This window comes from Allobosea sp. GW821-FHT03A12 (assembly GCF_058986765.1).
Map to the genome: position 1 here is coordinate 109,006 of NZ_JBYSVZ010000007.1, position 22,817 is coordinate 131,822.

Sequence of the window (22,817 nt, forward strand, 5' to 3'; positions counted from 1 at the left end):
GCGCAGCGCAGGGTTCAAGACGTGGATGCTCGCCACAAGGGCGAGCATGACGACGAACCTACCCCCCGACCAGCTCGAACCAGCCGGCCTCGTCGATCACCTTGACGCCGTGCTTGGCCGCATCCTTCAGCTTGGAACCCGCACCCGGTCCCGCCACCAGCAGATCGGTCTTCGAGGAGACCGAGCCGGCGACCTTGGCCCCCAGCCGCTCGGCCATCGCCTTGGCCTCGTCGCGGGTCATCCGCTCCAGCGCGCCGGTGAAGACGACGATCTGGCCGGCGACCGGGCTGGACGAGGCCACCGCTTCCAGCGGCTGCGGCTCGACCTCGCCCAGCAGCCGGGCAAGCATCTGCTGATTGTGCTCCTCGGCGAAGAACTGCAGCAGCGCCTCGACCACGGTCGGGCCGACGCCATCGATCGCGTCGAGCGCCGCGCGCTCCTCGCTTTCCGGGTTCTCGGCGGCGAGGCAGGCGGCCTGCAGCGCCTCGAACGAGCCGTAATGGCGCGCCAGCAGCCGCGCATTGGTCTCGCCGATATGCCGGATGCCGAGCCCGAAGATGAAGCGATTGAGCGGGGGCTTCCTCCGGTCGTCGATCGCCTCGAACAGCTTCTTGGTGCTGGTCGCGCCGAAGCCTTCCTTGTCTTTCAGCTTCTTGAGGTTGGCCGCATCACGCTGCGCCAGCGTGAAGATGTCGGCCGGCTGCTTCACCGGCAGGTCGGGATCGTCGTGGAAGAACTCGATCTGCTTGTCGCCGAGCCCATCGATGTCGAGCGCATCGCGCGAGACGAAATGCTTGAGCCGCTCGACCGCCTGCGCCTCGCAGATCAGCCCGCCGGTGCAGCGGCGCACCGCATCCTCCTTGCCCGAGCGCGGATTGTGCTCGCGCACCGCATCCGAGCCGCAAACCGGGCAGCTCGTCGGGAAGACGTAAGGCTGCGCGTCGGCGGGCCTTTTGACCAGGTCGACCGCCTCGACGCGTGGGATCACGTCGCCGGCGCGCTTCACCGTGACGGTGTCGCCGATGCGGATGTCGCTGCCGTCGCGGATCGGCAGGCCCTTCGAATCGAAGCCGCGGATATAGTCCTCGTTGTGCAGCGTCGCGTTGGTGACGACGACGCCGCCGACCGTCACCGGCTTCAGCCGTGCCACCGGCGACAGCGCCCCGGTACGCCCGACCTGGATGTCGATCGCCTCCAGAACGGTGGTGGCAAGCTCAGCCGGGAACTTGTGCGCGATCGCCCAGCGCGGCGCCCGCGCCACGAAGCCGAGCCTGGCCTGCAGCGCGAGATCGTCGACCTTGTAGACCACGCCATCGATGTCGTAGCCGAGCGTGGCGCGTTGCGCCTCGATCGACCGGTAATGCGCCAGCAGCGCCTCGACGCTCTCGCAGCGGGCCATCAGTGGATTGGTCCTGAAGCCCCAGCGCGCGAAGGCCTCGACCACGCCGAACTGCGTCGGCGCAGGCAGGACCGGCATCTCGCCCCAGGCATAGGCGAAGAAACGCAGCGGCCGCGAGGCCGTGATCGAGACGTCGAGCTGGCGCAGCGAGCCGGCGGCGGCGTTGCGCGGATTGGCGAATTCGCGCTCTTCCTTCTCACGCTGGCGCTGGTTGATCGCGGCGAAGTCGGCATGGCCGAGATAGATCTCGCCGCGGACCTCGGCGATGTCGGGCACGTCCTTGCCCTTCAGCCGGTGCGGAATCTCGGAAATCGTGCGGGCATTGGCGGTGACGTCCTCGCCCTCCTCGCCGTCGCCGCGGGTCGCAGCACTGACCAGCTCGCCGTTTTCGTAGCGCAACGAGAGCGAGAGCCCGTCGATCTTGGGCTCGGCAGTGAAGGCGATCGGCTGGTCGTCCTTGCGGCCGAGGAAGGTGCGCACGCGTGTGACGAAATCGGCGATGTCCTCGTCGGCGAAGGCGTTGTTGAGCGAGAGCATCGGCACGCGGTGCCGGATCTTGGCGAATTTGCCCGACGGCTTGGCGCCGACCTTGTCGGATAGCGCCTCCGCCCCCTTCAGCTCCGGAAAGGCGCTTTCCAGCGCGGTCAGCCGGCGGAACTTCGCGTCGAAGGTCGCGTCGTCCATGATCGGCGCGCTGTCGCTGTGATAGGCCTCGTTGGCGGCAGCGATCTCGGGCGCGAGCGCCTGATGCTCGGCGCGGGCGGCTTCGGGCGTCAGATCTTCGACGGGAGTCGGAACAGTCTGAGACATGGCGCAGTTCTAGTTCAGGGGGAGTTCTCTGCGAAGCGCCTGTTTCACGATTTGGGTACGCCGATTTGTGGCAGGAGCGCGTCGGGTGTAGGCTTCCCCCGCTGAAATGGATGCTCGACGCCTCGCAGGTCTTGACCGGAGGATCGCGTCAGGACCGCCAGGCGAACCGGGCCGCAACCGGGAAGAACGCCATGGCCGATACCCATATCCATCATCCCCCGATGGCGGCGAACGATGCTGCGCCTGCCGATGCCTTGCCCGTCAATGAGATCGGCATCTCCGACATCAAGGATGCGCTCAGACAGGGCTATGCCGACTTCATCGCCCAACCGAGCCACCTGCTCTTCATCGCGCTGATCTATCCGATCGCCGGCATCCTGCTCGCCCGCCTGACGGTGAGCTACAATATCTTCCCGCTGCTGTTCCCGCTGGCCTCGGGCTTTGCCCTGCTCGGCCCCTTCGCGGCGATCGGCCTCTATGAGATCAGCCGCCGCCGTGAAGCCGGCATGGACACCTCCTGGAAGCATGCGCTCGACGTCGTGCATTCGCCCGGCATCGGCCAGATCGCGACGCTCGGCGCGCTGCTGATGGGCGTCTTCCTCGCCTGGCTGTTCAGCGCCTGGTTGGTCTATCGCTGGCTGATGGGGGACGTCCCGCTCGATTCCTTCGAGAGCTTCATGACGCCGCTGCTGACCACGGCAAATGGCTGGACGATGATCATCCTCGGCAACTCGCTCGGGCTGCTCTTCGCCATCCTGGTGTTCTCGATGACGGTGATCTCCTTCCCGCTGATGCTCGACCGGCATGTCAGCATGGCGACCGCGGTGAAAACCTCGATGGCGGCGGTCGAGAAGAGCCCGCGCGGCATGCTGTACTGGGCCATGACGATCACGGCGCTGCTGGTGCTCGGCTCGCTGCCGGTGCTGGTCGGCCTGATCCTGGTCATGCCGATCCTCGGCCACGCCAGCTGGCACCTCTACCGCAAGGTCGTGCCGCGGTAGGCGCTACCACGGCATGCTCGGGCTTGACCCGAGCATCTCAGGCCGGGTGAGGCGCTGATCGGCGCCTCACCGTCACAAGATTCTCGGGTCTGCGCTTCGCTTCGCCCGAGAATGACGATCTTGTTCAATGCTGATCGACCGACACCTCGCGCGTCAGCCCGCGCCGCACCAGCCCGACCGCGAACAGCACCGGCAGCGAGGCGATCAGCCCCATCGCCGAGAGCTTGCCCCACAAGGTCTCGTCCTCGTTGATCAGCGTCGCGATGAAGGCCGGCAGCGTGAATTTCGACGGCGTCTGGATGAAGAGCAGCGCGAAGAGGAACTCGTTCCAGCTCATGATCGCGACGAACACCGCCGTCGCGACCAGCCCCGGCATCAGCAGCGGCACGACGATCTCCAGCAGCCGCTTCAGGAAGCCGGCGCCGTCGAGCATCGCCGCCTCCTCGAACGAATAGGGGACGTCGCGCACGAAGCCGAGCAGCATCCAGATCGCGAAGGGCAGCGCCAGGATCTGGTTGGCGAGGATCAGCCCGAGATGGGTGTCGAGCAGGCCGAGTGCTCGCAGCACCTGGTAGAGCGGGATAGCGAGCGCGATCGGCGGCGCCAGCTTGATCACCAAGACAAAGCCGAGGAAGACGATGTCGAAGCGCCTGGGCAGCTCGAAGCGCGCCAGCGCATAGGCCGCCGGCAGCCCGGCTAGCAGCGACAGGCCGACCGTGCCGAGCGCCACCACGATGCTGTTGAGCCCGAGGCGCCACATCCCACCGTCGAGCAGCACGCGGTAATGCGTCAGCGTCGGGTCCTGCGGCCAGAGCGCGATCGAGGTCGAGACATATTCGGCCGGCGGCTTGAACGAGGTCGCGACCATCCAGACCAGCGGGATCAGCGACAGCGCGCAAAGGCCGAAGGCTGCGATGATCCGGATCATCGGCCCGCCCCCTTGAGCAGCGACGCCGCATAGACGACGGCGAGCAGGCCGGCGACGGCGATCATCACCACCGCAGCCGCCGAGGCCAGGCCGATGTCGAAGAAGCGGAAACCTTGCCGGTAAACGAACATCGAGACGGTCTCGGTCGCCTGCCCTGGGCCGCCGCCGGTCATGGCGTAGACCTTGTCGAACAGCTTGAAAGAGTCGACCGAGCGCAGCAGCGCCGCGACGAAGAGATAGGGCGCGAGCAGCGGCAGCGTCATGTCGCGGAAGCGCCGCCAGGGCCCGGCGCCGTCGACACGGGCCGCCTCGTAGACGTCCTGTGGGATCAGCCGGAGCCCGGCGAAGATGATCAGGAAGGCGAAGGGGGCGGTCTGCCAGACGTCGACCATCACGATCGACCAGAGCGCGAGATTGGGATCGAACAGCCAGGGCACGCCCGGCAGGCCCACGGTACGCAGGAGGTTGTTGAGGAAGCCGAGATCGAAATGGAACCAGGCTCGCCAGATCGCGGTCACCACCATGGTCGAGAGCACGAATGGTGCGAGCAGCAGCGTCATGATCAGCGTGCGGCCGGGAAACGCGCGGTCGAGCAGCAGCGCCAGCCCTAGCCCGGCAGCGACCTCGAGTACGGTCGACACCACCGTGAACAGCACGGTGTTGGTCACCGCCTGCCGGAAGAAGCGGCTGCCCCAGAGCTCCTCGAAATTTTCCAACCCGACGAACTTGGCGTTCTCGAAGCCGTAATCGGTGGCGAACAGCGAGAGCGCCAGCGTCCGCCCGAGCGGATAGAGCGTCAGCCCGGCGAAGATCAGCAGCGCCGGCGTCAGCAGGAGCCAGGGCAGCAGGCGGCGGGAAGCAGTCATTATGTCCAGACGGAAAGCGGGCCGCCTCCTCGCAGGGGGCGGCCCGCGTGAGGGATCAGCGCGACAGGGCGCGGGCGATCTGGGCGTTGGCCTCGGTCAGCGCCTGCTTGGGCTGCATCTGGCCGATCAGGGCGAGCTGGAGATAGTCGCCGAGAATGGTCTCGACGCGGGCCCACTGGCTGATACGCGGGCGAGCCTGGGCGACGTTCAGCGCCTCGAGCTGCGCCGGATACCAGCGATACTTGGCGACGAGATCCTTGTCGTTGAACAGCGCGGCGAGGGTCGGCGGGTTGCCGGTCTCGAGCGCGATCAGCTTCTGGTTCTCGGGGCTGGTGACGAAGCGGATGAAGTCGGCGGCGCGCGCCTTGTTCGGCGAATCCGCGGGAATGCCGAGAAGCCAGGCGCCCAGCATCGGCGCCGGTCCCTTGACCTCGCCCGGGGTAGCGACGACCTCGACCTGGTTCGCAACCTTGGAAGCGTTGCCGTCGAGCGTGCCGGCCCAGGACGACCACATCTCGACCGCGATCGCGGCGCGGCCCTGCTGGATCGCATCGCGCAGTTCGGTGGCGTTGTAGGTCTCGACGCCCTTCGGCGCGAGCGCCTTGAACGACAGGAACTGGGTCAGCGCCTTCTCGGCCTCGGGCGTGTCGAGCACCGCCTTGCCGTCGGCGCTCACCACGTCGCCGCCATAGGCCCACAGCACCGGCAGGAAGGAGGTGACGATCGGGTTGCCCTTGATGCCGCGGAAGACGAGGCCGGAGACGCCCTCTTCCTTGGACTGGATCGCCTGCGCCGCCTTGACGACATCGCTCCAGGTCTTGGGCCGCTCGAAGCCGTGCTTGGCGAGCAGGTCCTTGCGATAGGCGAACATCGCGATGTTGCCGACGAACGGCGCCGCATAGAGCTTGCCGTTGTGCTTCGAGACGTCCATCGCCGACTTGACGAACTCGCCCGGCAGGCCGCCGACGGTGTCGAGATCGGTGAGCCAGCCGCGCGCCATGAATTCCGGCGCCCAGATGTCGTCGAGCATGGCGACGTCGGTCGCCGCGGTCTTCTCGCGCGCGCCGACGGCGAGGCGCTCATAGAGCGGGCCGCCGCCGAGCTCGAGCCGCTCGATCTTCACGCTCGGATTCTTGGCCTGGTAGAGCTCGACCATCTTGGCCAGCGCCGGCGCGAAGCCGGCATCGCGCCCGGCGATCACCAGCCGGTCCTGCGCGGCGGCGGGCAGAACGAGCCCGGCCAACATCAACACGGCGCCGAGCGCCTTACCCATCGTCCTCATTGCGATCCCCCGTCCGGGTCTCTGCCCGGCCGGGCATTGTGGGAGCGGATGGCTGGCGAGTGCAACAGATATACGACGATTTTGGAACAATCCCGCGCGGCGCTGCGTTCGATTGATGCTGCGGCGCTACGAAGTGCCGCGTCAGCCGTGAAAGTGCGGCACCGAACAACCAGCGGGGGGTTCCGCCATGAACAACATCATCTACTTGGTCGGCCTGGTCGTCGTCGTCCTGGCGATCCTGTCCTTCCTCGGGCTGCGTTGACCGATCGCGCGTCCTGCGCGCCGTTGTGACAGGACCAAACACCAGGCTTAATCGAGCCAATCGAGAGCATGGTGTCGGTCGCTGTCTCAACGGACCATGATCATGCCGCTTTCAGTGCCTTCTCCACAGCCTCCGGCGCCCGGTCGATCACTTTGAGGAATGCCCGTGCCGTGCGGTCCATCTGCCGGCGTCCCTGCTCCCAATCGCGAAGCGTGGCGGCGCTGAGGCCGAACTTCTTCGCGAAGGCGTCCTGAGACAGTCCAAGGCGCTTGCGAATCGCGGCCACGTCGACCGCCTCCACAGTGACCGTGCGGGTCGCCTTTGCAGTTCCCTGCGCAATTGCCAGCGCCTCGTTGGCGCTCTCCAGCAGTTCCTGGCCGAACTTCGTCATGTCACTGGCCTCCTGTCTTCGCCTGCGCCCTGTAGGCTTCCGCGATCTTCGGCAGCACCTTCGCAAGCTCGTTCCGCTCGGCCTTGCTGAGATTGGCGCGCTTGCCCTTGTCGATCAGCGCCAGCAGGAAGACCGGCACGTCGTCGCCTCCGAAATAATGGATCGTGCGGTAGCCTCCGCTCTTTCCTTCGCCACGGCCGGCATGGCGCATCTTGCGCGCGCCGCCGGTCCCGACCATCAGCTCTCCGCCGCGGGGATCGCTCGCAATTGCAACGGCGATCTCCTGAACCTCGTCATCGTCCAGCCCTGCCGCCTTGGCCTGTCTCTCGAACACCGAAGTCAGCAGGACGCCGTGCATGCGACCTTATACGGCATTGCCGTATAAAAATCCAGCCCTTCATGCTACCGTATCCCTTGGCCGACCAAGGACAACGGAATGACTAGCGATCGTCGCGACGCGGCTTCTTGCCGGTGAAGGGCTTCTTCGCCCCGAACGGCTTCTTCCCGCCGAAGCTTTTGCCGGCAGGCCGGCCATCCCCGGCGCCCGGACGCTCGCCGCCATGCGGCGCGCCGAACGGCTTCTTGCCGCCCTTGAACTTGCCGGCGAACGGCGGCTTGCCGCCCTGTTCGCCCTTCTTGTCGAAGGACGGTCGCTCGGGCCGCAGGATCGCGGTCTCCTCATAGACCGGCTCGCGGTCGCGCCGCGTCGGGTCGTAGGGCTTGGCGCCGAACGGCTTGCGCTTGCCCTCATAGGGCTTGCGCTCGCTCGAACGCTCGTCGCGCGCCGGGTGGGCGCTGCGCGGCGCATGGCTCGCCTTCTCGCCGAAGGGCTTGGCCGCCCGGCGTTCGCCTTCGCCGGCGACCTGCTCGATCGTGATCCGATCGCGATCGGGCACGCGCGTCAGCTCGGCGAAGCGCTCGGCGACCTCCGCGTCGATCTCGACCTTGGTCTCGCGATCGAAGATGCGGATCGCGCCAACCTCGTCGCGGGTGATCTGGCCGCGACGGCAGATCATTGGCAGCAGCTTGCGCGGATCGGCGCCGTCCTTGCGGCCGGTGCTCAGGCGGAACCAGACGGTCTCGCCGCGCGGGCCGGAGCGTTCGCCACGCTCGCGCTCACCGGGCGTGCGCTTCTGCGCATAATCGTCGGTGCTGCGGGCGGGGCGACGTTCCTCATGGCTGAAATTGGGATCGCCGACCTCTTCCGTCGCCGGCAGGCGCGAACGGTAGACCCGCGCCAGTGCCGCCGCCAGCTGCTCCGCCGAGCGCCCGGCCAGCAGCGCGCCGATCATGCCGGCATCGTCCTCTCCTGCTTCGCCCGAGAGCAGCGGGTCCTGCAGCATGCGCTCCTGGTCGAGCGCGCGGATCTCGTCCTGCGTCGGGGCGGCGACCCATTCGGCCTCGACACCGGCACCGGCGAGCAGCATCTGCGCCTTGCGCCGACGCGAGGGCGGCACCAGCAGCGCGCTGATGCCCTTCTTGCCGGCCCGGCCGGTGCGGCCGCTGCGATGCTGCATCACCTCGGAATCGTTCGGCAGCTCAGCGTGGACGACCAGCGTCAGCCCCGGCAGATCGATGCCGCGCGCGGCGACGTCGGTCGCGACGCAGATGCGTGCCCGCCCGTCGCGCAGCGCCTGCAGCGCCGAATTGCGCTCGCTCTGGCTGAGCTCGCCCGATAGCGAGACGGCAGCGAAGCCGCGCTCCAGCAGCGCCGCTTCGAGATGGCGCACGGCGTTGCGGGTATTGCAAAACACCAGAGCGCAAGGCGCATCGTAGAAGCGCAGCAGATTGACGACGGCAAGCTCGCTCTCGCGCGGATAGACGCGGACGGCGCGATATTCGATGTCGGCATGGCCACCCTCGGTACCAGCGACCTCGATGCGCAGCGCGTCGCGCTGATAGCTCTTGGCGAGCGCGATGATCGCCTTGGGCAACGTCGCCGAGAACAGCAGGCTGCGGCGCTCTTCCGGCGCGGCCTCCAGGATGAATTCGAGATCGTCGCGGAAGCCGAGATCGAGCATCTCGTCGGCCTCGTCGAGCACCACCGCCTTAAGCGCCGAAAGGTCGAGCTGGCCGCGGTCGAGATGGTCGCGCAGGCGTCCGGGCGTGCCGACGACGATATGCGCGCCCTCGGCCAGCAGCATCGCCTCGCGGCGCGGATCCATGCCGCCGACGCAGGCGATGATCCGGGCCTTGGCCTCGCCATAGAGCCAGGCGAGTTCGCGCTGAACCTGCATGGCGAGCTCGCGCGTCGGCGCGACGATCAGCGCCAGCGGCAGTCCTGCACGCGGCAGGACCTCGGCCTCGCCGATCAGGTCGGCGCCGAGGGCGAGGCCATAGGCCACCGTCTTGCCCGAGCCGGTCTGCGAGGAGACCAGAAGGTCGCGGCCGGCGGCGGCCTCTTCCAGCACGGCGGCCTGGACAGGAGTCGGCTCGCTGTAATTACGGTCGGCGAGCGCCCGCGCGAGCGGCGCACTCGTGGAGATGAAGGACATCGATGTCAGGCCTTAGATTGCAGCTGGCGGGTCGGCAGCACGCAGAACGAGGGGCGGCGCCGGATGCGGCACCGCGATATTGCGCTGCACATAGAGGAAATCGCGGGAAAAGGGAATGGAGCATCGGCCCATCGCTTATGCGGCAGCGAATGCCGGCCATGCCGCCCGCTCCGTTGCCGGCGGGAAGAGCCGCATGATCTAAGCAGGCGTCACCGAAGTGGAGATCGGCGAGATGAGCGAGACCTGGCAGCGTTTCGGTTCCTACGACGTGCTCATCCTGGACGACGGTGTCTTCGAGGCGCCGCTCGACGTCCTGATCCATGCCGAAGGCGAAGCTGTCCGCGACGAAGCTCTGGCGCGCTGGGGCAAGCCGAAGGTCAGCATCCCCGTCAACTGCTTCGCCCTCAAGGGCGCCGACGGGATCACCCTGATCGATGCCGGCACCGGCCCGTCCTGGGGCGAGGCGATGGGCCATGCACCCGCCGCCATGGCCAAGGCGGGCATCGCTCCCGAACAGGTCGAGCGTGTGCTGATCACGCATCTCCATGGTGACCATGCGCTCGGGCTGTTCGATGGCGATCATGCCCGCTTCCCAAAGGCCAAGATCATCGTGCCCGAGGCTGACTTCGGTTTCTTCGGGAACGAGGCCAATCGCGCGCAGACGCCGCAGAACCGGCAGGGCGGCTTTGCCGTCACGGCGGCGGTGAAGACGCACTATGCCGGCCGCATCCGCCCTGTCCCGGCCGGCTCCGTGCGGCCCGGCATCACATTGATTCCCCTCCCCGGCCACACTGCCGGTCACAGCGGCTACCTGATCGAGGGCGAACAGAGCCTGCTGCTCTGGGGCGACGCGCTGCATCTCTCCGACCTGCAGGCCACCGATCCGGGGATCGGCCTCGTCTATGATTTCGACGCCACCACCGCCCTCGCCTCCCGCCGCGCCATCCTCGCGAGCGGTGCAAGGGAAGGCTGGATCGTATCCGGCGGGCACATCGAAGGCTTCAGGCGCGTCATCGAGAGCGGCGCGGGATACGAGCTGATCCCGGCCTGACGCCGCTACTCCCGCATCCCGGCCGCATCGAGCAGCTTGCCGGCGGCCGCGCGCGCCTCCTCGGTGATCGAGGCGCCGGCTAGCATACGGGCGATCTCCTCGCGCCGCGTGCCATCCTGCAAGGGCGAGACGCGGGTGACGGTGCGCTCATCCGCCCCCTGCCCGCCATCAGCCGACTTCGCGATCAGGAAATGCTGGCCGGCCTTGGCCGCAACCTGCGGCGCATGCGTCACCGAGATCACCTGCACCCGCGCCGCCAGTCGCGCCAGACGCTCGCCGATCGCATCCGCCACCGCGCCGCCGACGCCGGTGTCGATCTCGTCGAAGACCAGGGTCGGAGCGGAGCCGCGCTCGGCCAGCACCACCTTCAGCGCCAGCATGAAGCGCGAGAGCTCGCCGCCCGAGGCGACCTTCATCATCGGCCCCGGCCGCGTGCCCGGATTGGTCTCGACCCAGAACTCGACGCGGTCGAGCCCTTCCGGCCCGCGTGCGTCGGGATCGCTGTCGATCTGCGTGATGAACCGGGCCCGCTCCAGCTTGAGCGGCGGCAACTCCGCCTTGACCGCGGCATCGAGCGCCGAAGCCGCGCGGATGCGCCCGGCCGAGAGCGCTGTCGCGAGCGCGACATAGGCGGCCTCGGCCTCGGCAAGCTCAGCTTCCAGCCGCTTCAGCGAGCCCTCGCTCTCGTCGAGCGCAGCAAGGTCGGCTGCCATGGTCTCGGCCAGCGCCGGCAGCGCATCGACGGGGACGTCGAATTTGCGCGCCGCGGCACGCAGGGCGAATAGCCGCTCCTCGACGCGCTCCAGCAGGCGCGGATCGAATTCGGCGGCACGCACCGCCGCCTGCAGGGTTTCGCCGGCCTCTTCGAGCGCGACCACCGCCGTGGTCAGCGCGGCGATGGACGGGTCGACCAGGTCCGGCGCCTGGCTCGCGCGTCGCTCCAGGCGGCGCAGCACGCCGGACAAGGCAGCGACCGGGGACGCATTCCCTCCCACCGCTTCGAACGCTTCGATGATATCACGCGCCACCTTCTCGGCCGACATCATGCCCTGACGCCTGGCGGCGAGCGCATCTTCCTCGCCGGGCTCGGGCGCGAGCTTGCCGAGCTCGGCCACGGCGTGGCGCAGGAAATCGGCCTCCTTGCGTGCGGTTTCGACCCGGATGCGCTGGCTCTGCAGGGCCTGGCGCGCCTTCTTCAGGGTCTCGCTGGCGCGGGCGACCTCGGCCGACTGCTCGGTGAGCTCGCCGAAACCGTCGAGGATAGTGCGGTGCTGAGCAGGATCGGTCAGCGCCCGGTCGTCATGCTGGCCATGGATCTCGACCAGGGCCGCGCCGATCATGCGCAGGATCTGGACGCTGACCGGCTGGTCGTTGACGAAGGCGCGAGTGCGCCCATCGGCATATTGCACGCGCCGCAGGATCAGGTCGCCATCGGTGTCGATCTCCTGCGCCTGGGCGAGCGCCCGCGCCGGATGCGACATCGCCAGGTCGAAGACGGCGCTGACCTGGCCTTGCGTCTCACCATGGCGCACGAGGCCGCCATCACCGCGGGCGCCCAGCGCCAGCGCGAAGCCGTCGAGCAGGATCGACTTGCCGGCGCCGGTTTCGCCGGTCAGCACGCTGAGCCCGTCCTCGAAGCCCAGGTCGAGCCGGTCGATCAGAACGATGTCACGGATCGAGAGCTGGGCGAGCATGGCGGCTCAGCACCCTTGTGCCGGTTGCGGATGACCTCGCCGGGGCACCGGCAAAACCGCCTTACAGGCGGCCGAGACCGGTCAGCCCGACGACCGCGCGCGTGAAGCCGTTGAAGGCCCGGCTGATATAGGAGCCGCGATCCTCGCGCGGCTGCAGGCCGCCGCTCTCCAGGAGCGTATAGGCGTCCTTGTACCACGGGCTGTCAGGGAAGTTGTGGCCGAGCACCGCGGCGGCGGTCTGCGCCTCGTTGGTGATGCCGAGCGCCATATAGGCCTCGGTCAGGCGCATCAGCGCTTCCTCGACATGGCGCGTGGTCTGGTACTTGGTGATGACGTCGCGGAAGCGGCCGACGGCGCCGGTGTAGTTGCGCTTCTCGAGATAGAAGCGGCCGACATTCATCTCCTTGCCGGCGAGCTGGTCGCGCGCGACCAGCATCTTCTCGCGCACGTCGAGCACGTATTCCGACTTAGGATACCGGTCGAGCAGCTCCTGCATCGCGCGCAGCGCCTGGTCGGTGCGCTCCTGGTCGCGCGTCGCGTCGGGGATCTGGTTGTAATAGGACATCGCCAGGATGTACTGCGCATAGGCCGCGTCCGGGCTCGCCGGATTCTGCGCCAGGAAGCGCTTCGAGGCGTTGATCGCGTCGTCGTATTTCGCCGCCTCGTAATTCGCGTAGGCGGTCATGATCAGGCCGCGCTTCGAATAGGGTGAGAACGGCGCCTGCTTGTCGATCTCGTCGAACTTCTTGTTCGCGCCCTCGGTGTCGCCGTTCTGGAGACGGGCGAGGCCCTCATTGTAGAGCTTGTCGGCCGGAACCTCCGGCGTGACCTCGGGCTTGTAGACCTCGGGCCGGTCGAACGGGTTGAGCGCGCTCATCGTGTCGCAGCCGCCGAGCGCGGCCGCGAGGGCGAAAGCCAGCGCGAGGCGCTTGCCGCCGCTCGTCGATTCGCCGGAGTTGATTGTCTTCAGCCGCATGACGCTCACTTCATCCGTCCTTGTGACGCCCTTCGGTAAGAGCGCGCGAAATGGCTTTAGCTCAGAAGCAGCCTTTTCGCCAAGCGTGACGGGCGCTTCATGCAGTGCGTTCGCCGTTTCCAACAGGAAGCCGGCGAATGCAAGGCGTGGCGTCGCGTAATACCCTGCTCAGTGCAGGTCGGGCGCGAGCGCGGCAGGCACCGGGCCGGCCGCCATCTGCACCGCATGGTGGGCGAAGACCGGCTGCGCCTCGACGATCGCGTAATTGGCGCGGTCGGCGAACAGGGCCTCGAGGATGCGGACATTCATACGGTGACCGCCGCAATAGGAGCGGAATTCGCCGAGGATCGGATAGCCGGCGAGCGCGAGGTCGCCCACCGCATCGAGGACCTTGTGGCGCACGAACTCGTCGGCGTAGCGCAGGCCTTCGGGGTTGATCACCTTGTCGTCGCCGATCGCGACGGTGTTGTCGAGCGAGGCGCCGAGCGCGAAGCCCGCTTTCCAGAGCTGCTCGACATCGCGCATGAAGCCGAAGGTGCGGGCGCGGGAGATCTCGCGGGCATAGGCCTCGGGGTCGAGATCGAAGATCTTGCGCTGGCGGCCGATGGCCGGGGTGTCGAAATCAATCTCGACATCGAGACGGAAGCCGTTCTCGGACGGCGCCAGCTCGGCGAAGGCGCGGCCGTTCTCGATCCGCACCGGGCGCAGGACCTTGAGGTAGCGGCGGGTGGCGCCGAGCGCGACGAGACCGGTCGACTCGATGGCGGCAACGAACTCGGCGGCGCTGCCGTCCATGATCGGCATCTCAGGGCCGTCGATCTCGACCAGCACGTTGTCGAGGCCGAGGCCGGCGCAGGCCGACATCAGATGCTCGATCGTGGCGACGGAACCGGAGGTCTGGTCGCCGATCACCGTGCAGAGCTCGGTGGCGCTGACCTTGTTGTGGCGGGCGTGGATCAGCTGCTCATGGCCGCCGTCGAGGCCCTTGCGCAGGAAGACGACGCCGGAATTCGCAGTGGAGGGCCGCAGAGTCAGGCAGGCGGGAGCCCCGGAGTGAACGCCGATGCCTTGCAGGGTCACGGGCGAGCGTAGGGTCGTCTGCCGTTCAGCCATCATACTCAGTATCCGTCTTGAGCGCGACGATCCCCGGGCCAGCGCCTTGCGGCGCAACCTTTTCGACGATCGACGCGGTTCCCTGATGTGCAGCGAACTCGGGATTAATCCCGAATCCCCTTACCCGGTGATGCGCTGCAAGATACGCGCAGGCGCATTGGCTTCAAAATCACGCTTTCTTTCGCTCTGTAACAGAGGTTACAAAGCCAGAAAACCTTAACCATCTACTTGATGTATATGGTTTTTCAGACGTTAAAAAAGGCCCGGCGGACAGCGCCGCCGGGCCTTTTGTTAAACCGGTTGAACCGGTGAGAAAACCTCAGTTCGAAAGCTCAGTTCGACTGGCGGCGCAGGAAGGCCGGGATTTCGAGCTGATCTTCTTCCGAGTTGCGGGCCGGGGCAGCGCGGCCGAGCTGGTCGAGCTGGCCCTGGGCCGGCCGGGTCGCAGGCGCCGGCGGGCGGCGCATGAACTCGGCATGGGCGGCGCTGGGACCGGCGGCCGGGGCCGGCGGAGCCTGGCGCGGGGCCGGAGCCGGCGGCGCCATCGGAACCTCGTGCTCATCCTCCTTGCGGCCGAAGCCGACCGAGGCGAGGCGCTGCATCAGCGACATCCGCTTCTGCTCGACCGAGGCCGGAGCGGGAGCTTGCACCGCGCCGCGGCTCTGCGCGATCTGGTGCTGGGCCGGCAGTGGCAGGTCCTCGACGCGCGGCATGCGGGTCGGGCGGATCACGGCGCGCTCGGGCATCGGCGGGATGAAGCTGTCCTCGTGATGCGGCACGAAGGTCTCAGCGACCGGCGCCTCGACGACCGGCGGAGCGACCATGGCGGGGCGCGGCTGGGCCGGCTCGATGCGGACATCGGCGGCGAAGCTCTGCGGGGCCGGCGCGTGGGCGCGGACCGGCTCCGGCATCACGGCCTCGGCGACGGGAGCCGGCATCGGCATCGGCGCCGGGGCAGGCACGGCGGCGGAGGTGCGGATGTTCGGCACGGCCGAACGCAGCCGCGCCTCGGCCTTCAGCCGCTCGGCGACCTCGGCGATCCGGGCCTCGGTCGGGTCAAGCTCGCCCTGGGCAGTCATCGGCTTGTCGATGCCGGTGGCGACCACCGAAACGCGCATCGTGCCTTCCAGCGCCTCGTCGAAGGTGGCGCCGACGATGATGTTGGCCTCGGAATCGACCTCCTCGCGGATGCGGGTGGCGGCTTCGTCGACCTCGTAGAGCTTCATGTCGCGCCCGCCGGTGATCGAGATCAGCAGGCCGCGCGCGCCCTTCATCGAGACGTCGTCGAGCAGCGGGTTGTTGATCGCGGCCTGGGCGGCCGAGAGCGCGCGCTTCTCGCCCTGGGCCTCGCCGGTGCCCATCATCGCCTTGCCCATGCCGCGCATCACGGCGCGGACGTCGGCGAAGTCGAGGTTGATCAGGCCGGGACGGACCATCAGGTCGGTGATGCAGGCGACGCCGGAGTAGAGCACCTGGTCGGCCATGCCGAAGGCGTCGGCGAAGCCGGTGTTCTCGTTGGCGACGCGGAACAGGTTCTGGTTCGGGATGACGATCAGCGTGTCGACCGTCTCGGTCAGCTCGCCGATGCCGGCCTCAGCCATGCGCATCCGGCGCATGCCCTCGAACTGGAACGGCTTGGTGACGACGCCGACGGTGAGGATGCCCATGTCGCGGGCGACGCGGGCGATCGCGGGGGCAGCACCGGTGCCGGTGCCGCCGCCCATGCCGGCGGTGATGAAGACCATGTGGGCGCCGGCGAGATGATCGCGGATCTCGTCGATCACCTCCTCGGCGGCCGCGCGGCCGACTTCCGGCTGCGAGCCGGCGCCGAGGCCCTCGGTGACCTGGAGGCCCATCTGGATGATGCGCGGGGCGCGCGACAGGGCGAGCGCCTGGGCATCGGTGTTGGCGCAGACGAAGTCGACACCGTCCAGACCGGCCTCGATCATGTTGTTCACGGCATTGCCGCCGGCGCCGCCGACACCGAACACGGTGATCCGGGGCTTCAGTTCCCGGATGTCCGGGGCTTGCAGGTTCATCGCCATGATTGCCTCTTTCACTGTCTTGTCCGGCTCCTGGCGGGCCGTCCCGTCTTCCACGCCAGGGGCCTTAAGCCCCGCTCTGCTCGTACTCACCCCGGTCCGCCTCGCCTCTCGGCGCCGCGGGCCGCAACACTCAGAAGCTCTCGCGCAGCCAGCGGCCGACGCGGGAGAAGTAGCCGTCGGTCGCATGGGCGAAGAAGGACGCCCCTGCCCGCGGCTCGAAATGTTCGACATGCGCGACTTGCGGATAGACCAGCAGGCCGACCGCCGCCGCGAAGGACGGGCCCTTGCCCGCTTCCGGCAAACCCTTGATCCCGAGCGGACGCCCGGTGCGGACCTGGCCGCCGAGCACGCGCCGCGCCACTTCCGGCATGCCGGTGAGCTGGCAGGCGCCGCCGGTCAGGACGACGCGCCGTCCGGCCTCGGCCGAGAAGCCGGCGGCCTTCAGCCGGTCGCGCACCAGTTCGAGGATCTCCTCGACGCGCGGCTTGATGATCCGGACCAGATGCGACTTCGACAGATGGTTCGGCATGTCGCGCTCGTCGTCGTCGACCTGCGGCACCGCGATCATGTCGCGCTCGTCGGAGGGGCTGGCGATCGCCGAGCCGTGCAGCGTCTTCAGCCGCTCGGCGGCGGAGACGCGGGTCGAGAGCCCGCGCGCCACGTCCATGGTGATGTGGTTGCCGCCGACCGCGACCGCGTCGGCATGAGTGAGATGACCGCCCGAGAAGACGCCGAGCGAGGTCGTGCCGCCGCCCATGTCGACCACGACGACGCCCATCTCGGCCTCGTCGTCGACCAGCACGGACAGGCCCGCCGCATAGGGCGTCGCGACCACCGCCTCGACCTCGAGATGGCAGCGCTCGACCGCGAGCATGACGTTGCGCGCCGCCGCCGCTTCCGCCGCGACGACATGCATGTCGACCGAGAGCGAGCCGCCGATCAGGCCGCGCGGATCGAGCACGCCGGGCGAGCCGTCGAGCGCGTAGCCGGTCGGCAGCGCATGCATCACCGCCTTGCCCGGGCGGATCGCATGGGTCGCCGCCGCGGCGAGCACGCGCTTCACATCGGAGTCGCCGACCGAGCCGCCGCGCAGGTCGACGCTGGCCTGGTAGTGCTGCGAGTTCAGCCGGCCGCCGGTCAGGTTGACGATGACCGACTGGACCTCGACCTTGGCCATGCGCTCGGCCGCGTCAACGGCGGCGCGGATGGCGCGCTCGGCGCTTTCCAGATCGATGATCGCCCCGCCCTTGAGGCCGAGCGAGCGCTGGTGGCCGATGCCGATGATGCGCGCGACATGGGTGCGCCCGCGCAGCCGCTCGTTCGCCTCGGCCGGATTCAACTCGGCAATCAGGCAGACGACCTTGCTCGTGCCGATGTCCAGAATCGACAAGGTCGCGCTCTTGCGCGACGACAATGGACGCATCCGCGGGGTCAGGCCTTGCGAGGTCAAGCTCATGCCTCGCCGCCTTTCTTCTTGGTCTTGCTCTTGAGCTGCTCGAACCGCGTCGTCGCGGCCTCTTCGGTCAGGCGCATGGTCACCCGGTCAGGCTGGCGCATGTCGATGGCGATCAGATCCTTCTCGCTGATTCGGAAGTCCTGTTCGAGGCTGGCCAGGCGCTTCAGCGCGGCGCCGGCGCCCTGCTCCGGCAGCCTGATGTCGGCGCCGGTGTCGAGCTTGAGATTCCAGCGCCGGCCGGCGACGAGGCTGCCGGCGCGGATGCGCGAGGCGAAGGAACCGGCATCGCCGAGCAGCGTGATGTATTCCTTGGCCCGCTTGTTGGCGTCGGGCCCGACGACCAGCGGCAGATAGGCGAAGCGGCCATCGTCCATCTTGTCGATCACCGTGCCGTCCTGCGCGATCAGGAAGAGGTCGCCTTTGACCTGCCAGAGCGCATAGGGCTCGCGCTCGGTCAGGCTGATCGAGATCTCGCCGGGATAGAGCTTGCGGACCGAGGCCTCGCGGATCATCGGCGTCGCCTCCAGGCGCTTGCGCGCCTCGTCGGCGTCGAAGAAGGCGAGCGAGATCTTGGGATCGATGCCGGCGGCGACCAGCACCTCGATCTCGGACAATCCGTTCAGGCCCGAGATGGTGATGCGATCGATGCCGAGCCCGACGAGCCGGGCCAGCGCATGCTTGGGCTCGCCGTAGTTCTCGCGGAAGGTCTCGTAATGGCCGCCTAGGATCGCGCCACTCACGCCCGTGAGCACGAGGAAGCCGATCGCCAGGAAGGAGCCGAGACCGCTCGGCAGCCGCTCGGCCAGCGGCACCGCGACGGCGCTGCGGCGCGAGCCGCGGAACCAGCGGCGCGAGCGCTCGCCGACGAGGAGCTGCGGCCCCGTCACGCGCATCGGCAGGTTGGCGCCGGCGAACACCGGTTCCACCTTCACCGATTCAAGGAGGCGTCCTCGACGATCCATTTGACGAGCTCACCGAAGTTCATGCCCGCATGGGCGGCTAATTCAGGCACAAGGCTGGTTTCGGTCATGCCGGGCTGCGTGTTGACCTCCAGCCAGACGAGCGTGTCGCTCTCGTCGTCGTAGCGGAAGTCTGAACGGCTGACGCCGCGGCACCCGATTGCTTGATGCGCCGTTAACGCACACTCTTCGATTTGGCGGTAAAGATTCGGTAAAATTTGCGCCGGGCAGATGTGGATTGAACCGCCTTTGGCATATTTGGCGTCGTAGTCGTAGAACTCGCCCGTCGCCGCCCGAATCTCTGTTACCCCCAAGGACTTGCCGTCCATCACCGCACAGGTCAGTTCGCGCCCGGCGATGAAGGTTTCGGCCAGCATGGTCTCGCCGCAGGGCCAGTCCGGCCGGGCGATCTCCTGGGGCGGATGCTCGCGGCCTTTCTTAACGATCACCACCCCGACGGAGGATCCTTCGTCGATCGGCTTGATCACATAGGGCGGCGGCAGGGCATGGCGCTTGGCCGCCTCGAAGCGCGAGACGGTCACGCCCTTCGCCACCGGCACGCCGGCGGCCGCGACGACCATCTTGGCCTTGTCCTTGCGGATGGCGAGCGAGGAGGCGAGCACGCCGGAATGGGTATAGGGGATGCCGAGGATCTCGAGCACGCCCTGGATGGTGCCGTCCTCGCCGTAGCGGCCGTGCAGGGCGTTGAAAGCGACGTCGGGCTTCAGCTTCGCCAGCACCTCGGCAACGTCGCGGTTAACCTCGACGCGCGTGACGCGATAGCCAACGCCTTCCAGCGCCCGAGCACACGCCGCGCCGCTGCTGAGGCTGACCTCACGCTCGACGGACCACCCGCCCATCAGCACTGCGACATGCTTGCTCATCAAGGTTCCTGACACCGAACTCCTGGGTCCGAACCTGATCCGAGATGGTTAACGGCGCGTTAACGATGCACCCCGCCGGTTAATGACGAGCCGGCTGTTGCACGCCGGACTCACTCCCCCTCACCGGCCGCGACCTTGGCCAACAGGGCCTTGAGCAGCTCATGCTCAGCCGGGCTGAGCGCCGAAATCAGAGCCGCTTCCGTCGCCACATGCGAGACCACCAGCCGCTCGATCAGCGCAAATCCCTCCGGCGTCAGCACGATGCGCAGGCTGCGCCGGTCCTGTGGATCGGCCTGCCTTGCGATCAGCCCGCGCTTCTCCAGCCGGTCGAGCCGATTCGTCATCGCCGAGGTCGAGAGCATCATGTCCTTGGCGAGCTCGGACGGGGTCAGCGAGCCGCCGCGCTCTCCCTGGCGGCGCAGGGTCATCAGCACGTCGAAGCCGGCGAAATCGAGCTCCTCACCGACAAGATTGCGCCCGACGCCGAGGCGAACCCGCTCCGCCGCCCGCCAGATCGCGCCGCAGACCGCCATCGGGCCGGGATCGATATCCGGCCGGGCGCGCCGCCATTGCGTGAGGATCGAATCGAGCGGGCCGCCCTGCCCGGCCTCGTCAGCTTGACTCATGGAAATCCCGCACCTAATTATCCTACATCAAATAATTCGATATCGAATTATCAGACTTCGGACAAACCTTAGCAGCCGCCCACCGCTGCCGCAAACCGGCCGAGAGCAAGACGATGACGGACAGAACTGCCGCATTCCCGATCGACCCGATCTTCATTGAACGCTGGTCGCCGCGCGCTTTCCATCCGGAGGCAATGCCTGCCGAGGCGCTGCTGACCATTCTGGAAGCCGCCCGCTGGGCGCCCTCGGCCTATAACGAGCAGCCTTGGCGCTTCCTCTATGCGCAGCGCAGCGATGCGCATTGGCAGCGCTTTGTCTCGCTGCTCGACAGCTTCAACCAGAGCTGGGCGGGTTCCGCCTCCGCGCTCATCTTCGTGCTGTCGGATACCGGCTCCGACGACGCTGCCCAGACGCCGCAGGCCTCGCCGATCCGTAGTTTCGACACCGGCGCCGCCTGGTCGCACATCGCCCTGCAGGCCGTCCGGCTCGGTTATCACGCCCATGCCATGGCCGGCCTCGAGTTCGAAGCGGCCCGCGAGGCGCTTGCGGTGCCGCCCCGTTTCCGCATCGAGATCGCCGTCGCGCTCGGCCGTCGGGCCGATCCAGAGACCCTGCCGCCGCAACTGCGCGACCGCGAATGGCCGAGCCCACGGCGTCCCCTGGCGGAAACCGCCTTCCCCGGCTCCTTCCCGGCCTGAGTGCCGTAACTGTTCATCCCGAAAGGTCACGGCCATGGCCGACAGCAAGACCCGCATCCTGTTCGCGACGATCCTGGCGCCCATTCTCTGGGGCACGACCTATGTCGTCTTCACCCAGACGCTTCCCGTCGAGCATCCGCTGCTGGTCGGGGCGCTGCGCGCCCTGCCCGCCGGCATCCTCCTGATGCTGCTCGGCCCCGGCCTGCCGCCGCGCGACAAGCTCCTGCCGCTCGCCATCATCGGCTTCGCCAATATCGGCCTGTTCTTCGGCATGCTCTTCCTCAGCGCCTCGCGTCTGCCCGGCGGGCTCGCCGCGACGCTGGGCTCGATGCAGCCGCTGATCGTCGCTTTCCTCGCCTGGCCATTGCTGCTGCGCCGCCCGCGTCTTGGGCAGGTCCTCGCCGCGCTCGCCGGCACGGTCGGCGTCGGCCTCTTGGTGATCGACGATAGCGTGAAGCTCGATGCGATCGGCGTCGCCGCGGCGCTCGTCGGCGCTGCCTCGATGGCGACCGGCACGGTGCTGATCGAGCGCTGGGGCAAGGTCGGCACGCCGCTGGCGCTCGCCGCCTGGCAACTCACCCTCGGCGGGCTCCTGCTCCTGCCGGTCGCGCTTCTGGTCGAGGGCCTGCCGCCCATGCCGACCGTCCGCAACCTCGTCGGCCTGAGCTATCTCGTCGTGATCGGCACCGCCTTCGCCTATTGGCTCTGGGTCCGCGGCATCGCCGCGATCGGCACCGGCGTCGCGTTCCTGAGCCTGCTCAGCCCGCTGGTCGCGACCTTCCTCGGCGCCGCGTTGCTCAACGAGTGGTTCAACGCCCAGCAATGGCTCGGCATCGCCATTATCTTCGGCTCGACCGTCGCCGGCATCATGCTGTCGCGGCGATAGGCTTCCGCTTTCCACATTGTCGTCCAGGCCGCATTGCGCTGTATCTAAATGAATATAGCGTACGGCACGCGTTCGCGGCTCCCATGGACCGGCAGCCGCCGCGAGACGAAAAGGATCGATCGGTTGACTCGCGCTCATGCCTTCTCCGGGCGGTTTGCCGCCGCGGCGCTCATTCTGCCCCTTTCGATTGGCCCCGCTCCTGGCGCATCGGCGCAGGAGCGCGATCTCGTGCTCTACGGCGCCGGCAGCTTGCGCGAGGCGATGACGGAAATGGCGGAGCTGTTCAAAGCCGAGCACAAGCTCACCGTGCGGACGCAGTTCGCTGCATCCGGACGCATGCGCGAGAGGATCGAAGCCGGCGAGGCCGTCGATGTCTTCACCTCGGCCGATATCGGCCATCCTCGCAAGCTCGTCACGGATGGGCGAGCCAGATCCATGGTGATGTTCGCCCGCAACGCCCTGTGCCTGCTCGTTCCCACGCGCATGGGCGCCGTGCAGAGCGCAGGTGCGCTCGACGCCCTGCTCAAGGAGGACGTCAAGGTCGGGGTCTCGCCACCACGGATCGATCCGCTGGGCGACTACACCGTGCGTCTCGTCGATGTCTTGGAGCGGCAGCGTCCCGGAGCGCGCGCCTCGCTGGAGCGCCGGATGGTCGTGCTCGACAACCCGCCTGGTGCTCCGGCGCCAAAATCAGGCGACTATGTGCTCGATGCGCTCGATGCGCGCGGCGTCGACCTCGCAATCGTCTACTGCTCCGGCCAGCGTCGCTACGCCAAGCTGAGCAGCGAGCTGAGCATGGTCCCTTTCCCCTCCGATCTGGAGGTCGGGCCGGAATATGGCCTTGCCGTCGTGAGTGACACGCCGGATGCGATGCGGCTCGCCCTCACCATCATGTCGCCCAAGGGACAGAGCGTGCTGGCGCGAAACGGCTTCAAGCCCGTCGCACTTCCCGAGGACGTGAAGCCCTAGGAGTTCGGTTCTGCAGGACGGCCCGC

Annotated in this window: 20 protein-coding genes; 5 read left to right on the top strand and 15 right to left on the bottom strand. The window is 67.8% G+C overall.

All coding sequences use genetic code 11. The annotated features are described in order from the left end of the window. Positions 1–58: 58 nt before the first annotated feature. Positions 59–2,209: an NAD-dependent DNA ligase LigA gene (gene ligA / locus AC3WLC_RS25740; protein WP_493686752.1), complete on the bottom strand. Its 2,151-nt coding sequence runs from the start codon at positions 2,207–2,209 to the stop codon at positions 59–61. Between the two features lie 221 nt (positions 2,210–2,430). Here ligA and AC3WLC_RS25745 point away from each other — a divergent pair, with 221 nt between their 5' ends. Further along, positions 2,431–3,210, top strand: a complete 780-nt coding sequence (locus AC3WLC_RS25745) for a DUF2189 domain-containing protein (protein ID WP_493687151.1) — start codon at positions 2,431–2,433, stop codon at positions 3,208–3,210. A 124-nt stretch (positions 3,211–3,334) separates the two neighbouring features. Here AC3WLC_RS25745 and AC3WLC_RS25750 read toward each other — a convergent pair whose 3' ends face one another. The 6 genes from AC3WLC_RS25750 to AC3WLC_RS25775 all read right to left on the bottom strand — a co-directional run bounded on the left by AC3WLC_RS25750 (position 3,335) and on the right by AC3WLC_RS25775 (position 9,434). After that, on the bottom strand, positions 3,335–4,138 hold the full coding sequence (locus tag AC3WLC_RS25750) for a carbohydrate ABC transporter permease (RefSeq protein WP_493686753.1): 804 nt from the start codon (positions 4,136–4,138) through the stop codon (positions 3,335–3,337). Then, positions 4,135–5,004, bottom strand: coding sequence for a carbohydrate ABC transporter permease (locus AC3WLC_RS25755; RefSeq protein WP_493686754.1), 870 nt, complete (start codon positions 5,002–5,004; stop codon positions 4,135–4,137). Before AC3WLC_RS25755 ends, AC3WLC_RS25750 begins: the two co-directional genes overlap by 4 nt. A 55-nt stretch (positions 5,005–5,059) precedes the next feature. Then, a complete protein-coding gene (locus AC3WLC_RS25760) occupies positions 5,060–6,286 on the bottom strand; it encodes an ABC transporter substrate-binding protein (protein ID WP_493686755.1) in 1,227 nt (408 codons plus the stop codon). A gap of 362 nt (positions 6,287–6,648) precedes the next feature. Further along, entirely contained in the window at positions 6,649–6,939 is a 291-nt protein-coding gene (locus tag AC3WLC_RS25765; RefSeq protein WP_493686756.1) for a helix-turn-helix domain-containing protein, read from the bottom strand. A gap of 1 nt (position 6,940) precedes the next feature. Then, complete coding sequence (locus AC3WLC_RS25770) at positions 6,941–7,297, bottom strand: type II toxin-antitoxin system RelE/ParE family toxin (RefSeq protein ID WP_493686757.1); 357 nt, start codon at positions 7,295–7,297, stop codon at positions 6,941–6,943. An 82-nt stretch (positions 7,298–7,379) separates the two neighbouring features. After that, positions 7,380–9,434 carry a DEAD/DEAH box helicase gene (locus AC3WLC_RS25775; RefSeq protein WP_493686758.1) on the bottom strand — a complete coding sequence of 685 codons (2,055 nt, stop codon included), beginning with the start codon at positions 9,432–9,434 and terminating at the stop codon, positions 7,380–7,382. 232 nt (positions 9,435–9,666) lie between these two features. Between AC3WLC_RS25775 and aidB the strand changes: the two genes are divergently transcribed. Further along, complete coding sequence (gene aidB / locus AC3WLC_RS25780; RefSeq protein WP_493686759.1) at positions 9,667–10,485, top strand: AidB family quorum-quenching N-acyl homoserine lactonase; 819 nt, start codon at positions 9,667–9,669, stop codon at positions 10,483–10,485. Positions 10,486–10,490: 5 nt separating this feature from the next. Here the strand turns inward: aidB and recN are convergent, their stop codons facing one another. From recN to AC3WLC_RS25820, 8 genes are all read right to left on the bottom strand, one after another. Continuing rightward, a complete protein-coding gene (recN, locus tag AC3WLC_RS25785; RefSeq protein WP_493686760.1) occupies positions 10,491–12,179 on the bottom strand; it encodes a DNA repair protein RecN in 1,689 nt (562 codons plus the stop codon). Between the two features lie 61 nt (positions 12,180–12,240). Further along, the gene (locus AC3WLC_RS25790) at positions 12,241–13,155 is read right to left on the bottom strand and encodes an outer membrane protein assembly factor BamD (RefSeq protein ID WP_493686761.1); all 915 of its coding nucleotides are present in this window, start codon (positions 13,153–13,155) and stop codon (positions 12,241–12,243) included. Between the two features lie 168 nt (positions 13,156–13,323). Further along, positions 13,324–14,271, bottom strand: coding sequence for a UDP-3-O-acyl-N-acetylglucosamine deacetylase (lpxC, locus tag AC3WLC_RS25795; protein WP_493686762.1), 948 nt, complete (start codon positions 14,269–14,271; stop codon positions 13,324–13,326). A 329-nt stretch (positions 14,272–14,600) separates the two neighbouring features. Continuing rightward, positions 14,601–16,313 (bottom strand): cell division protein FtsZ, encoded by a 1,713-nt coding sequence (gene ftsZ, locus AC3WLC_RS25800; protein WP_493686763.1) that lies wholly within the window; start codon positions 16,311–16,313, stop codon positions 14,601–14,603. Between the two features lie 130 nt (positions 16,314–16,443). Next, positions 16,444–17,769 (bottom strand): cell division protein FtsA, encoded by a 1,326-nt coding sequence (gene ftsA / locus AC3WLC_RS25805; protein ID WP_346356535.1) that lies wholly within the window; start codon positions 17,767–17,769, stop codon positions 16,444–16,446. After that, positions 17,766–18,701 (bottom strand): cell division protein FtsQ/DivIB, encoded by a 936-nt coding sequence (locus AC3WLC_RS25810; RefSeq protein WP_493686764.1) that lies wholly within the window; start codon positions 18,699–18,701, stop codon positions 17,766–17,768. The genes ftsA and AC3WLC_RS25810 overlap by 4 nt, the downstream gene beginning before the upstream one ends. Continuing rightward, positions 18,698–19,612 (bottom strand): D-alanine--D-alanine ligase, encoded by a 915-nt coding sequence (locus AC3WLC_RS25815; RefSeq protein ID WP_291671921.1) that lies wholly within the window; start codon positions 19,610–19,612, stop codon positions 18,698–18,700. Before AC3WLC_RS25815 ends, AC3WLC_RS25810 begins: the two co-directional genes overlap by 4 nt. A 110-nt stretch (positions 19,613–19,722) precedes the next feature. Next, the gene (locus AC3WLC_RS25820; RefSeq protein WP_493686765.1) at positions 19,723–20,238 is read right to left on the bottom strand and encodes a MarR family winged helix-turn-helix transcriptional regulator; all 516 of its coding nucleotides are present in this window, start codon (positions 20,236–20,238) and stop codon (positions 19,723–19,725) included. 113 nt (positions 20,239–20,351) lie between these two features. Here AC3WLC_RS25820 and AC3WLC_RS25825 point away from each other — a divergent pair, with 113 nt between their 5' ends. The 3 genes from AC3WLC_RS25825 to modA all read left to right on the top strand — a co-directional run bounded on the left by AC3WLC_RS25825 (position 20,352) and on the right by modA (position 22,791). Then, on the top strand, positions 20,352–20,936 hold the full coding sequence (locus AC3WLC_RS25825; protein ID WP_493686766.1) for a nitroreductase family protein: 585 nt from the start codon (positions 20,352–20,354) through the stop codon (positions 20,934–20,936). Between the two features lie 34 nt (positions 20,937–20,970). Then, on the top strand, positions 20,971–21,822 hold the full coding sequence (locus AC3WLC_RS25830) for a DMT family transporter (RefSeq protein WP_493686767.1): 852 nt from the start codon (positions 20,971–20,973) through the stop codon (positions 21,820–21,822). Between the two features lie 123 nt (positions 21,823–21,945). Next, positions 21,946–22,791 carry a molybdate ABC transporter substrate-binding protein gene (gene modA / locus AC3WLC_RS25835; protein ID WP_493686768.1) on the top strand — a complete coding sequence of 282 codons (846 nt, stop codon included), beginning with the start codon at positions 21,946–21,948 and terminating at the stop codon, positions 22,789–22,791. The last annotated feature ends 26 nt before the right edge of the window (positions 22,792–22,817 follow it).

Coding starts and splice junctions, on each gene's coding strand:
- AC3WLC_RS25790 (WP_493686761.1), bottom strand. CDS start 13,155: ATGCGGCTGAAGACAATCAACTCCGGCGAATCGACGAGCGGCGGCAAG.
- ftsZ (WP_493686763.1), bottom strand. CDS start 16,313: ATGGCGATGAACCTGCAAGCCCCGGACATCCGGGAACTGAAGCCCCGG.
- AC3WLC_RS25825 (WP_493686766.1), top strand. CDS start 20,352: ATGACGGACAGAACTGCCGCATTCCCGATCGACCCGATCTTCATTGAA.
- lpxC (WP_493686762.1), bottom strand. CDS start 14,271: ATGATGGCTGAACGGCAGACGACCCTACGCTCGCCCGTGACCCTGCAA.
- AC3WLC_RS25815 (WP_291671921.1), bottom strand. CDS start 19,612: ATGAGCAAGCATGTCGCAGTGCTGATGGGCGGGTGGTCCGTCGAGCGT.
- ligA (WP_493686752.1), bottom strand. CDS start 2,209: ATGTCTCAGACTGTTCCGACTCCCGTCGAAGATCTGACGCCCGAAGCC.
- AC3WLC_RS25775 (WP_493686758.1), bottom strand. CDS start 9,434: ATGTCCTTCATCTCCACGAGTGCGCCGCTCGCGCGGGCGCTCGCCGAC.
- AC3WLC_RS25770 (WP_493686757.1), bottom strand. CDS start 7,297: ATGCACGGCGTCCTGCTGACTTCGGTGTTCGAGAGACAGGCCAAGGCG.
- AC3WLC_RS25745 (WP_493687151.1), top strand. CDS start 2,431: ATGGCGGCGAACGATGCTGCGCCTGCCGATGCCTTGCCCGTCAATGAG.
- AC3WLC_RS25755 (WP_493686754.1), bottom strand. CDS start 5,004: ATGACTGCTTCCCGCCGCCTGCTGCCCTGGCTCCTGCTGACGCCGGCG.
- AC3WLC_RS25765 (WP_493686756.1), bottom strand. CDS start 6,939: ATGACGAAGTTCGGCCAGGAACTGCTGGAGAGCGCCAACGAGGCGCTG.
- AC3WLC_RS25760 (WP_493686755.1), bottom strand. CDS start 6,286: ATGAGGACGATGGGTAAGGCGCTCGGCGCCGTGTTGATGTTGGCCGGG.
- AC3WLC_RS25750 (WP_493686753.1), bottom strand. CDS start 4,138: ATGATCCGGATCATCGCAGCCTTCGGCCTTTGCGCGCTGTCGCTGATC.
- ftsA (WP_346356535.1), bottom strand. CDS start 17,769: ATGAGCTTGACCTCGCAAGGCCTGACCCCGCGGATGCGTCCATTGTCG.
- recN (WP_493686760.1), bottom strand. CDS start 12,179: ATGCTCGCCCAGCTCTCGATCCGTGACATCGTTCTGATCGACCGGCTC.
- aidB (WP_493686759.1), top strand. CDS start 9,667: ATGAGCGAGACCTGGCAGCGTTTCGGTTCCTACGACGTGCTCATCCTG.
- AC3WLC_RS25830 (WP_493686767.1), top strand. CDS start 20,971: ATGGCCGACAGCAAGACCCGCATCCTGTTCGCGACGATCCTGGCGCCC.
- AC3WLC_RS25820 (WP_493686765.1), bottom strand. CDS start 20,238: ATGAGTCAAGCTGACGAGGCCGGGCAGGGCGGCCCGCTCGATTCGATC.